At 38.7% G+C, this 12,721-nt stretch carries 11 protein-coding genes; 9 read left to right on the top strand and 2 right to left on the bottom strand.

Annotated features, from left to right (window positions below; all coding sequences use genetic code 11):
* The first annotated feature begins 212 nt into the window (after positions 1-212).
* The gene (locus H131_RS11950) at positions 213-3,401 is read left to right on the top strand and encodes a BTAD domain-containing putative transcriptional regulator (protein ID WP_010859398.1); all 3,189 of its coding nucleotides are present in this window, start codon (positions 213-215) and stop codon (positions 3,399-3,401) included.
* A 55-nt stretch (positions 3,402-3,456) separates the two neighbouring features.
* Here H131_RS11950 and H131_RS11945 read toward each other — a convergent pair whose 3' ends face one another.
* Both H131_RS11945 and H131_RS11940 read right to left on the bottom strand, forming a co-directional pair.
* A complete protein-coding gene (locus tag H131_RS11945; RefSeq protein WP_010859397.1) occupies positions 3,457-4,467 on the bottom strand; it encodes a DUF4179 domain-containing protein in 1,011 nt (336 codons plus the stop codon).
* The gene (locus tag H131_RS11940) at positions 4,464-5,015 is read right to left on the bottom strand and encodes a sigma-70 family RNA polymerase sigma factor (protein WP_010859396.1); all 552 of its coding nucleotides are present in this window, start codon (positions 5,013-5,015) and stop codon (positions 4,464-4,466) included. The genes H131_RS11945 and H131_RS11940 overlap by 4 nt, the downstream gene beginning before the upstream one ends.
* A gap of 403 nt (positions 5,016-5,418) precedes the next feature.
* Between H131_RS11940 and H131_RS11935 the strand changes: the two genes are divergently transcribed.
* The 8 genes from H131_RS11935 (at position 5,419) to fabG (ending at position 12,715) form a co-directional block, all read left to right on the top strand.
* Positions 5,419-6,618, top strand: coding sequence for a substrate-binding domain-containing protein (locus tag H131_RS11935; protein ID WP_419185165.1), 1,200 nt, complete (start codon positions 5,419-5,421; stop codon positions 6,616-6,618).
* Positions 6,619-6,719: 101 nt separating this feature from the next.
* Entirely contained in the window at positions 6,720-7,496 is a 777-nt protein-coding gene (locus tag H131_RS11930; protein WP_010859394.1) for an ABC transporter ATP-binding protein, read from the top strand.
* Positions 7,471-8,178 (top strand): ABC transporter ATP-binding protein, encoded by a 708-nt coding sequence (locus H131_RS11925; protein WP_010859393.1) that lies wholly within the window; start codon positions 7,471-7,473, stop codon positions 8,176-8,178. Before H131_RS11930 ends, H131_RS11925 begins: the two co-directional genes overlap by 26 nt.
* Before the next feature lie 14 nt (positions 8,179-8,192).
* Positions 8,193-9,065, top strand: a complete 873-nt coding sequence (locus H131_RS11920; protein WP_010859392.1) for a branched-chain amino acid ABC transporter permease — start codon at positions 8,193-8,195, stop codon at positions 9,063-9,065.
* Entirely contained in the window at positions 9,062-10,075 is a 1,014-nt protein-coding gene (locus H131_RS11915; RefSeq protein WP_010859391.1) for a branched-chain amino acid ABC transporter permease, read from the top strand. Before H131_RS11920 ends, H131_RS11915 begins: the two co-directional genes overlap by 4 nt.
* A complete protein-coding gene (locus H131_RS11910; protein ID WP_010859390.1) occupies positions 10,072-11,076 on the top strand; it encodes a 3-oxoacyl-ACP synthase in 1,005 nt (334 codons plus the stop codon). Before H131_RS11915 ends, H131_RS11910 begins: the two co-directional genes overlap by 4 nt.
* 12 nt (positions 11,077-11,088) lie before the next feature.
* Positions 11,089-12,000 (top strand): intracellular short-chain-length polyhydroxyalkanoate depolymerase, encoded by a 912-nt coding sequence (gene phaZ, locus H131_RS11905; RefSeq protein ID WP_010859389.1) that lies wholly within the window; start codon positions 11,089-11,091, stop codon positions 11,998-12,000.
* Complete coding sequence (gene fabG / locus H131_RS11900) at positions 11,984-12,715, top strand: 3-oxoacyl-ACP reductase FabG (protein ID WP_010859388.1); 732 nt, start codon at positions 11,984-11,986, stop codon at positions 12,713-12,715. Before phaZ ends, fabG begins: the two co-directional genes overlap by 17 nt.
* The last annotated feature ends 6 nt before the right edge of the window (positions 12,716-12,721 follow it).

Genomic DNA, 12,721 nt, shown 5'->3' with positions numbered 1-12,721 from the left:
TTTATGGGGGCTTATCGCTCTTAGCAGGAGATATCTCAAAGATATGGAGATGTCTCCTTTTATATTGCTGTAGGGTTGAATTCTGTAATATCACATATAATATATGGTAAACTGTCAATAATTTAACTATATTATGTTTGGAAATGAGATGTAACTAGGAGCTCCGTTCAGTAACCTACTAATCGTCAGTAAAATGGGGAGGTTATCATTTAATGACAACAGATATTATTATTCAGTCGAAATGTATTCCACCAAAGCCATCAAATCATTGTATTAGTCGAGCTTTGCTAATGAAAAAGCTAAAAAAAAGTTTTGACCTGACATGTACATTTATCCATAGTGGCGCAGGATATGGGAAAACCACGATTCTCACACAATTTCTCCACACGGAAACCACTAGATTTTCTTGGTATTGCGCTTCCGAAGAGGACGATAATATCCTCCCATTTCTAAGATATTTGTTTCATAGTCTTCAACGAGTCATTCCCCATTTTGGAATAGGGTTCGATACATGGGATCAGCTATCACGCTTTCCAAAAATAGAAGAATTAGATCGTTGGTATAAACTTTTCGTTAATTGTTTATGTGAGACAGAAGAGCCCTTTGTAATTGTTATTGACGATTACCATTTAGTGGATCATGAATTTCATATTAACTATGTAATGGAAAAAATAATTGAATTTTCACCACCTAACATCCATTTCATTATTGCCTCTAGAGCTTTACCGAATTGGGATATCATTAGAAAAATGAAGTTGCAAATGCAATTGTTGATTATTGCTGAAACAGATTTAGCCTTTTCTGCCGAAGAAGTCACTGTTTTTTTTGAAGATTATGTAAATGTTCACTTATCGGAGGAAGAGACTTCAAAAGTAATCGAAATTACAGAAGGTTGGGCTATCAGTATTTCATTATTGGCCGAGCAATGGCATAGTGAGGTGCTTGACCACTGGCTAAACAGTCACACAAATGATTTGTTCTCCTATTTATCAGAAGAAGTTTTTTTGAAGATGAGTAAATTTGAGCAAGAAGCATTACTGCAATTTGCGATTTTCCCTACGTTCTCAGAGCCATTAATCGCTCAATTTTATAACATAGAAGTAGCAGAAGCACTAGAACAATTCGTCCATAAGCATTTATTTATTCAACCAATAGCTAGTAATGGATTATATCGATTCCACTCTTTATTTAGTCGATTTTTAGAAATGAAATGGCAACAAAACGCTACACAATATACTATTTTACATAAAAAAGCGGCTTTGTATTATGTAAATAAGAAAAACGTTCAGGCGATTCTACATCATGCATTTAAAACGAATGATCCAGATTTTTGTGGAGAATTATTACAAAACTATGCTGATAGTCTAGTACAAGCTGGTCAATTTGAGTGGCTATTAGAAAAGATCAATCGTTTTTCGTCAAATGAGAAAATGAAATTTTACAAATTGTATTATTTTGAAGGGGAATGTCATCGCTATCGTGCATATTATGAAAAGGCAAAGCATGCCTATGAAATGTGTACAAGCATCGCCAAAAGTGCAAATGATGTCCTCTTTATGACGAAAGCACAAGCAGGATTAGCACATATTTACCTTGATACGATTCAGCCAGCGTTAGCCGAACCGTATTTGAAACAGGCATTAGCGTTAGTGCATGACAATTTACTAAGTACAGAAGAACGCTTAGAACTTCAACGACAGTATGCTGAAAATCTTGTGAATTTAGGAAAAGCAAAAGAGGCAAAACAATTTATTGAAAAAGTGACTTTAAACGAAAGCGTTGTGCAACGGGCAAATGTTGATGTACGTATATTGTTAAGAACTGGTCAATTATTTGATGCCAAAAATTTGCTGACGAAAAGACTGGAACTACCCCCACAATTGCTATCGACGCACAGGGAAAGCGAATTGCTAGCATCCTTTGTTTATGCACTACTAGGACAAGGGAAAGAAGCATGGTACGCTGCCCAGCAAGGAATTCGAAGGGGAGTCCGTGAAAAATCGGTTTTTATAGAAGCTGTTGGCTATATTCGTAAGGCACATGCTTTGTTAATAGTAGAATTCCCAGACTATGAAGGCGCCTGTCACGCTTATGACAAAGCTATTTCGCTAATGAATAGGATGAATATTTCTCGTGTTAAGGCTGAACCGTATATGGGGCTTGCCATTGTCAAACATGCACAAGGGGATATTGTATCCGCCAAAAAATATTTGGCATTAGGCTTGCAGGAAACGGAGCAAGTACATGATGCTTGGATGACTGCCCTTATTTTACTTGCTGAAGTGAAAATAATTCTTTCGCAAAATGAATTTGATAAGGCAAAGCAACTATTATTGAAGGCACAGCGGTTATTTCAGGTCTGTGGCGATCAAAACGGGGACATGCATGTTTTATTCTACCAATCGGTTATTGCTTTCAAAGAGAATAATGCACAACTCTTTATCGCTTATTTTAATCAATTTGCCAGCCAATGTATCGACAATGGCTATGAATACTTTTTTCAACGTAGAACCATTTTAGGACCGTCGAATGCCATCATTTTTTATGAGCTTTTACAATATAGCTATACCTGTGCAAGTGAAAACATAGCGATTCAAACGATGTGCAACTATTTCCAAGTGGAGGTCACAATGGCTTATCCAGCACATGAAATCCAAGTAAATCTTTTTGGAAATTTAAATTTAATCCGCAATCATCGGCAACTTGAGGACAAAGAATGGCAACGGGAAAAAGCCAAGGAGCTTTTCGTCTATTTATATTGTCATCGTCATCGGTATATTCCCAAGGAAGAGATTGCCCAAACGTTGTGGCCAGAACGATTAGTCGATACACTTGATCGTGATTTTAAAGTTGTCTTAAATACACTATTAAAGGTTCTTGAACCAAATAGAAATGCACGCCAGGAAAGTTTTTTTATTCATCGAAAAAATAATATGTATCAATTGCAGCATATTCGTTTTTTGCAAATCGATGTGGAACGTTTTCTTTTTTATTTTGCGTTAGGAATGGAAGAATTTGATCCACAATATTCGAATGAATGGTTGCAACTTGCGGAGTCGAGTTATACAGATACGCTTTATGTGGAAAAAAAACAAGTAGATTGGCTGACGCAAGATCGAGAGAAGTTGCAGACTTTATACATTGAAGTACTCGAAAGATTAGCGCAAAATGCCACAAGACAACAAAACTTTAAGCAAGCGGTTTACTATGCAGAAAAAATGATTCGTGAGGATGCACTGTGGGAAGAAGGCTATCGACTTTTGATGTATAGTCACTACCAATTGCAAAACCGCTCCCTCGCGTTAAAATGGTATGAAAAATGTGTACAGCAACTTCAAAAAGAGCTGAACGCAACACCAATGGAATCGACAATGGCCGTTTATGATTTAATCATGGGTTAGCCTACAATTAGTAAGGTACAACACCCCGAGCGCCATAGCGCTTGAGGTGTTGTTTTCACTTCTGGGAATTATATTCATTTAAGTGAATTTCGACTGTTTCTAGTTGTTTTTTTTCGATCTTCTCCCACTTTACGCCCGTTGTATGAATAGTTGGTGTAATAAATATTGACGTGGCACTAGAATTGAAATCGTTTATTACCACAGTTCCTGTAGAATATTTATCTGTTACTTTCATTGTTGTAGTTGGAGCTTCCTCATAGTGGTTTCCGAGGTTGTCTGTAATGTCTAAGGTTACGATTTCAGTGGCAAAATCAAGGTCACCGCTAAAGTAAATCACGGTTGCATATTTTGTAAAGGAAAGGTAATCAATGACTAATTCATGCGGGTTTAACGATATTGTTTGATTTACAGTTAATTCATTTCCTTGAATTTTATTTAGTTCAATAGAGAAATTCCAATCTCCAGAAGCAAGCGTATTTCGATTAATATCTAAGAAACTGCCAGGCTCCCAAGTTAATTCAATAGAAGAAGGAGATGGTGTAGTGTTATTCAACGTTATTGTTAAAAAACCAATATAAGTATCCTCATTTATTTTTTTAAATTTGAATCCACCATCACTTCCATCTTCATGTCCTGCTAATTTAGGAAGATTCTCCATGAAAAGTAGATTATCCAATGGTTGCTCCGATTCTAACGAAAAACTGAGAGAAACCAAATTCCCATCATAGAGGGCATCTTCTACTTTCATAGTTATCCCATTACTCACTGATGTTGTTGCAACAATACTCGAGTTGTCAGCAAAACGTGAGAGTTGTTCGTCTTTTGAAAAGTAAGAAAGGAACTGTTCAACAATTGGTAATTTTGATGCTACTGTCGATATACTCATAATTCCGACTGAGCTAATGCCAATTGCAATCAGTGCAGCTACAACCCATTTAGGTAGCCTAAATACCTTTACTGGCTTTTGTAAAATATGCCTAATCACAGCTTGTTTTTCTTCCTTGGCAACCTCAATAGACGTAATTTCTTCTATGTCAATTTGCAAGAAATCTTTTTCATTTTTCAAGTCAAACACTCCCTTAATTTTAGATTTTTAGCAAGCTTTTTCTTTCCTCTATACAAACGATTCTCTACTGCAGATTTTGAAATATGTAACATTTCTGCTATTTCACCATTTGTGTAATCTAAATAATATTTCATTAAGAATAATTCTCTATCTGATTGTGTAAGTTGCATGATTTCAAGAAGAAGTAGTTCTTTTTCATAGGATTTTTCTAGTTGTTTTTCGATATTATTTGTAGCTATTAGGGGCGGTACATTTTCCATAGGTAGTGTAGCATGTGATTTTTGCATTTTACGATAAATATCAATCGCTTTGTATTTAGCTATCATCCCAATCCATCTCTTAAAATCCGCATCTTCTCCTATAAAATAGTTACTTTTTTGCCAAACTAATAGAAATACATCATTCACACATTCTTCGACCAACATGTAATCGGAGGGCTTTTCCAAAATTTTTAATGTAATTGCTTTCACATAACCTAGATAGTGCTCTACCACATATCGAAGTGCACTTTCATCTTGCCGTTGTAGGCGCTCGATAAAGTCTTTCATTTTGTCACTTCCTTTGACTGTTATACATACTATAACGAATTTTTATTGGAACACTCGCGCAAAAAAGGAAAGTTTTTCTTTTTATTGTAATGATGTTCCTTTAAGACTGCTATTTTGTGGCTGCTATTTCGTTTTCGCTACAGAAAATTTGGTCGCTTACGTTACACAGTTGCTGTACTTTCACGCAGAAAATCTATTTGGTCGCTGCCGTTACGCTACGCTGCACTTCGCGCAGAAAAATGAGTTGCCCAAATCTGGGGCAACTCATTTTTTGTAACTAATTTGTAACTGGACTTTTGTATAGTTAGGGCATAGCTACGAAAGCGCTTTCGTTAAATTTTTATGAAAAGGGGGTTTGATTGTGAAAAAGTATTGGCTTACGTTGTTCTTACTCGTTTTGACAATGATGATCGTGGCATGTGGGGGGGAAGATACGAAGGATAATGGCTCAGACAGTGCGTCTCCTGATGAAGGACAAGAAACGAATGCGTCAGGCGAAGGTGGCACGATTAAAATCGGTGTACTTGCCTCGTTAACAGGTGCACTTGAATCGTATGGGAAGCAAACACAGCGTGGCTTTGACTTGGGCATAGAATACGCTACGGATGGCACTATGGAGGTAAATGGTAAGAAAATCGAAATCGTTTATGAGGATACCGAAACAAAACCTGAGGTCGCTGTACAGAAGGCTACCAAACTTTTAGAAGATGACAAAGTAGATTTCTTAGTAGGTTCTTCAAGCTCTGGTGATACGTTAGCGGTACTGCCACTTGCGGAGGAATACGAAAAAATTATGGTTGTTGAGCCTGCAGTTGCTGATAGTATTACAGGTTCAGAATTTAATGAGTATATTTTCCGCACAGGACGAAACTCCTCTCAGGATGCCTATGCAGCAGCGGCAGCAATTGCTGGTAAAGACGTTAAAATCGCAACGTTTGCGCCTGATTATTCGTTTGGGTGGGACGGAGTAACGGCATTTAAAACAGCTGCAGAAGCTCTAGGTGCAGAAATTGTCTTAGAGGAATATGCAGATCCAGCAGCCACAGATTTTACATCGAATCTACAAAAAGTAATTGATGCAAAGCCCGATTATTTATTTGTTGTCTGGGCGGGGGCAAACTCTCCGTGGAATCAAATTGCCGATTTAAAGATTCAAGATAAGGGCATTAAAATTTCTACTGGTGCCCCCGATATTATTGCACTGCAATTTATGAATCCGTTAATTGGCATGGAAGGATTCTCTGTTTATTATCATACATTACCGCAAAATGATGTGAATAAATGGCTAGTAGAGGAACATCAAAATCGCTTTAATGAAGTGCCTGATTTATTTACCCCAGGTGGCATGTCAGCTGCGATTTCTATCGTAGAAGCCTTAAAAAAATCAGAAGGTGATGCTGATGCTAAAAAACTGATTACGATTATGGAAGGCATGTCATTTGAAACACCAAAAGGCACAATGACATTCCGAGAAGAAGATCATCAAGCCCTGCAATCCATGTATTCCATTCGTTTAGAAAAACAAGATGGTGTAGATTATCCAGTGCCCGTGCTGATTCGTGAGCTTAGCCCTGAAGAAACAGCTCCACCCGTATTAAATTAGTTCAATTTGAGACAGAATGACCAACCGATTCTGTCTCTCTTCAGCTATTTTCATGCAAGAGTGGTTGAAGAGAGATAGAAGTACCTGAAAGGAGATTTACGATGGAACCTATTTTAAGAACAGAAAACTTAACGATACGTTTCGGCGGGCATACTGCCGTTGATCATGTGAATTTTAATATGCCAGAAAAACATTTGAAATCGATAATTGGTCCAAATGGTGCGGGTAAAACAACCTTTTTTAACTTAATCAGCGGGGAGTTGAAGCCGACTGTAGGAGATGTGTTTTTTAAAGGACAATCACTTTCTCAAAAATCATCCATTGCCAGAACACGCATGGGACTGGGGCGGTCGTTTCAAATTACTAACGTTTTTCCAAATTTGACGGTATTAGAAAATGTCCGATTAGCTGTGCAATCAAAAGAAAAAATACGCTATCAATTGTTTCGTCATTATAAAAGTTATCAAGCTATTACAGAAAAAGCAGAAGAACTTTTAACGCTTGTTTTACTCGATAACAAAAGAGAGGCGCTCACAACAATGTTGTCGCACGGTGAAAAAAGAAAGCTTGAAATCGCCATGTTGCTCGCATTGGATACTGAAATTCTACTACTTGATGAACCTACAGCAGGCATGTCTTTAGAAGAAGTCCCTGCCATTTTAGAGGTTATTCGTACGATAAAAAATAAGGGTGATAAAACCATTCTGCTCATCGAACACAAGATGGATATGATATTAGATTTGTCAGATTCCATTATGGTGTTATTTAATGGCCAGCTCCTTGCAGATGGTACACCCGATGAAATCATGCAAAACGAAACCGTACAAAATGCTTATTTAGGAGGGCTGTACGATGAACACCTTACTGAAGTTAAATGACGTCCATACGCACATCGGTCAGTACCATATTTTACAGGGTATCAATTTTGAAGCAATAGAGGGGCAGGTTAGTGTACTTCTCGGTCGTAATGGCGCTGGAAAAACGACTACCCTAAAAACCATTATGGGCTTAACGCCGGCCTCTAAAGGAGAGGTGGAATTTCGAGCGCAATCTATAAGGAAGAACCCTACTTCCAAAGTTGCCAAACTGGGCATTGGCTATGTACCAGAAAATCAAGGGATTTTTGCGGATTTAACTGTTGAAGAAAATATGAAGGTGGCCATGCGTAAAGAGGATACAGCAGCCCTAGAACGACAAAATTATGTGCTTGAACTGTTTCCGGATTTAAAAAAATTTTGGAAAAAGGCTGGCGGTCATCTTTCTGGTGGTCAGAAGCAAATGCTGTCAATGGCAAGGGCCTTTATAAATGATAGTAAATTGATTTTGATTGATGAGCCATCAAAGGGATTAGCTCCGATTGTTGTAGAGAAAGTAATGGAGGCCATCGTTGAAATGAAGAAGCAAACATCCATTGTTCTTGTAGAGCAAAACTTCATCATGGCTAGCCGTATAGGCGATACGTATACATTGATTGACGATGGCAGGACTGTGCATGCGGGCAAAATGGAAGATCTTGTCCATAACGAAGAACTGAAACGTAAATATTTAGGAATTGGATAAAGGAGGTGTTTTCATTGGAAGTAATGGTGAATTTGATTATTAACGGCTTGGCGACAGGCATGTTAATCTTTTTACTTGCGGCTGGACTTACGTTAATTTTTGGCTTAATGGACGTATTGAACTTTGCACATGGTGGGTTATTTGTGTGGGGTGCCTATGCAGGGATATTTATGTATATGCACACGGAAAGTTTTTTAATTGGCATTTTAGGGGCCATTGGTACAGGTGCTCTTTTAGGTCTTGTAACAGAGAAGTTAATCATTACACCAGTCTATGGCAATCATATTCAGCAAATTTTAATTACATTAGGGTTAATGCTTGTTCTACAAGAAATGATAAAGGTTGTTTTCGGACCAAATGGTGTGCCAGTGAAGACACCAAGCTTTTTAGCGGGCAGTTGGGAAATTGGCGACGTCATTATTATTAAATATCGATTATTTATCATTGTAGTAGGATTTGTGATCTTCGGCATTTTCCAGTATATGCTGAAACGTACTAAGATTGGGCTGATTGTTCGCGCAGGTGTACAAGATAAGGAAATGGCACAGGCACTTGGTATTCATATAAAGCAAGTATTTTTATATGTCTTCATGGTTGGAGCGGCACTTGCAGCACTGAGCGGCATGTTAATGGCACCCTATTCAGGGGTAATTTATGCAGAGATGGGCATGGAATATGCCATATTAGGCTTTATTGTTGTAGTGATTGGGGGAATGGGGAGTTTCTCTGGTTCTCTACTTGCAGCCATTTTAGTTGGTCTAGCTGGTAGCTTTATGGCGTATTATGTGCCTGTTTTATCGCTTGCGGTCAACATGATATTAATGGCCATTGTGTTAATATTCCGTCCACAAGGTTTATTTACGATGAGAAAGGAGAGATCGACATGAAAATACCTTTGAAACATGTAAGTTTTTTACTGATTCTAGCTAGCCTCGTCATTCTCCCTTTCGTCAATGATTCACGGACACTCATTATTTTATTAACGCAAATCTTTATCTTTGGTATTTTAGCAATGAGCTACGATATTTTACTAGGCTATACAGGCATCGTGTCCTTTGGTCATGCAATGTTTTTTGGAATAGGCGCATATACAACGGCTGTCATGCTGAAACAACTAGATGCAACGCTGGCAATGTTCTTTTTGTCCATTGTGGCTGGGATGTTTTTTGCGGGCATCATCAGCTTCCTCGTCGGATTACTGACGCTACGTTTAAAAAGTCACTTTTTTGCCATGCTCACATTAGCTTTTTCTGGCTTATTTTTAGTTGTTGCAGAAAAATGGCGTTCAGTTACGTATGGCAATGATGGCTTTACTTTTAGAGCTCCTGACATTTTTAAAGATCGCATCGCGTTTTATTTCTTTGTTTTAGCGTGTTTAGTGGTAATTTTTATAGCACTGTATCGCTTTGTAAATTCGCCAACAGGACGGATTTTAATTGCTGTTCGTGAGAACGAACAACGAACAAAATCTTTAGGCTTCAACACCTTACACTATAAGGTGATTGCCTCTGTAGTTGCAGGTATCGTGGCAAGCTTAGCTGGATCATTATATTCACTATCACTGCGCTTTGTTAATACAAGTGTAATGACGATGGATATTACACTGGATGCATTATTAATGACAATTATCGGAGGCGTGGGCACATTAGTAGGACCATTACTCGGAGCGGCAGTTATTGAGTATGCACAGCATGCGTTATCAGGGTTGGCACGTGACTATCCAATATTTGAACGTTGGATTATTTTCTTTGGGATACTGTATATTTTAGCAGTACTCTTTTTCCCGAAAGGTATCATTGGCTCTATACGTATCATGTTTTGGAAATGGCGTTCGAGACAAAAAGAAAGAAGAAAGCCACCAGCTGCCCTTCCACATAAAAAGGAGCGATTTGAATGACTGTAGGTATTGTTAGCACAGGAATCTATATTCCTCAAACGAAAATGACATCATCAGAAATTGCGGTACTTTCTAGTATTCCGGAAGAAATTATTCGGCAGAAAATGGGCATTCACGAAAAGCCGATTCCTGGGAAACACGATCATACCGTACAAATGGGCATATGGGCTGCACAACAGGCATTACAAAAGGCCAATATTGAACCAAAATCCATTGATGTAGTGATGTATATGGGGGAAGAGCATAAGGAATATCCTCTGTGGACGGCTTCCATAAAAATGCAAGAGGAACTTTGTGCAGTAAATGCTTGGGCATTCGATGTTCAGCTAAGATGTGGCACGACCATTATGGCACTTAAACTAGCAAAGAGCTTAATGGAATCGGATGACTCCATACACACGGTTCTGCTTGCAGGTGGCTACCGCAATGTTGACTTTATAGATTATACAAATCCGAGAACACGCTTTATGTATAATTTAGCAGCTGGCGGCGGGGCAATTGTTTTGCAAAAAAACTATGAAAAGAATCATTTATTAGAGGCGGATATTATGACAGATGGTTCTTTTTCAGAGGATGTGGTTGTGCCAGTCGGTGGCACTAAGAAGCCACTGACACCAGAAGATTTAAAAAATAATCACTATCAATTAGACGTTTTAGATCCAGTCGGCTTGAAGGAACGTCTTGAGCAAAAATCATTAAGTAATTTTTTAAAGGTAATTCGGTCGTCTTTAGCGAAAAGCGAACGTAGCGAAGAAGATATTAACTATTTAGCAATGCTTCATATGAAGAAATCTGCCCATGATTACATCCTTTCAGCGCTCGGATTACAGGAAGACCAATCAATCTATTTACAAGATTATGGACATATCGGGCAAATCGATCAAATCTTATCGCTACAGCTTGCATTAGAGCAAGGGCGTATTCAGGACGGGGACACTGTAACATTAGTCAGTGCAGGCATTGGCTATGTATGGGGAGCAATTACAATTCGTTGGGGATAGGGAGGAAGAGCAATGCTACAAACAGTTCAACTATCGAATGGGGAATCCATTTCATATCGAAAACGTGCTGGTGGATCACATGTTTTATTGCTGATTCATGGCAATATGACCTCTTCTAAGCATTGGGATGTACTAATCGCGTCTTTAGATACTAAATACACCATTTATGCAATAGATTTACGGGGATTTGGTGGTTCGTCTTATCGTCAAGCAATCACTTCTATCAAAGATTTTAGCGAAGATGTGAGGCTTTTTGTTGAGGCAATCCAATTGTCACAGTTTGACATGATTGGCTGGTCCACAGGTGGGGCTGTAAGTATGCAATTTGTTGCAAATTATCCTGGCTATTGCCAGCGACTCATTTTACTGGCCTCAGCTTCCACGAGAGGGTATCCATTTTATAGTGATTTAGGTACAGGCAATCAAGCATCCTTAAAAAGAGCATCCACTTACCAGGAGGTACTCGTCGATTCGTCTAAAACGAAATTAGTACAAGGTCTCTATGATACGAATAATGTGGAAGGCTTACAGTCGATTTGGAACGCTTTGATTTACACACATCTACAGCCTGACACAGCACAGTATGAGGCATATGTAGAGGATATGCTTAGTCAACGAAACCTTGCGGAAGTGTACCATGCATTGAACATGTTCAATATAAGTGCCTTTGATCATGAGGTGGCAAAAGGGACGCATGAAGCCCAGCAAATTGATATTCCGACGCTCGTGTTAAGGGGAGATCGTGATTACGTGATAACAGAGCAAATGAATGATGAAATCATGCAAGATTTAGGCCAATGTGCGGAATTTATATGTTTAGAAAATTGCGGGCATTCGCCATTAATTGATGATTTGCCCCAGCTTATATCGAAAATAGAAACCTTTTTAGAAATTGGAGGAAAGAATTATGCGCTTAAACAATAAAGTGGCCATTATTACGGGTGCGGCCAATGGGATAGGTTATGCTGCTGCAGAACGTTTTATAGAAGAGGGGGCGAGCGTTTTTATAGCTGATTTTGATAAAAAAACGGGTGCTCTAGCAGCAGATAAACTTGGTAATCAAGCAACCTTTGTGCAAACAAATGTCGCTGATAAGGAAAGTGTTAAAAGATTAGTCGCAGCTGTGATAGAGCAAGCTGGTCGAATTGATATTTTAGTCAATAATGCAGGAATAACACGCGATGCTATGCTCATTAAAATGACGGAAGATCAGTTTCAACAGGTGCTTGATGTCAACTTGTCAGGAGTTTTTCATTGTACACAAGAAGTCATCCCGCATATGATTGCAGCCGGTCATGGCAAAATTATCAATACGTCTTCTGTTAGTGGGATATACGGCAATATTGGTCAAACAAACTATGCCGCAACGAAGGCAGCTATTATCGGTATGACCAAAACTTGGGCCAAGGAGCTAGGGCGAAAAGGCATCAATGTCAACGCAGTTGCACCTGGCTTTACAGAAACTGAAATGGTAAAGAAAATGCCAGAAAAAATTCTTGAACAAATGCGCTCTATCGTGCCGTTACAACGATTAGGTACCCCACGAGATATTGCCAATGCCTATCTATTTTTAGCATCTGATGAGGCATCCTATGTACATGGCCACACGCTTCATGTGGATGGCGCCATTATGATGTGATAAAGG

The sequence above is a fragment of the Lysinibacillus sphaericus OT4b.31 genome, from assembly GCF_000392615.1.
Classification (GTDB): domain Bacteria; phylum Bacillota; class Bacilli; order Bacillales_A; family Planococcaceae; genus Lysinibacillus; species Lysinibacillus sphaericus_B.
Note: the sequence above shows the minus strand (reverse complement) of the source record. Positions and strands in the feature narration are given on the sequence as shown.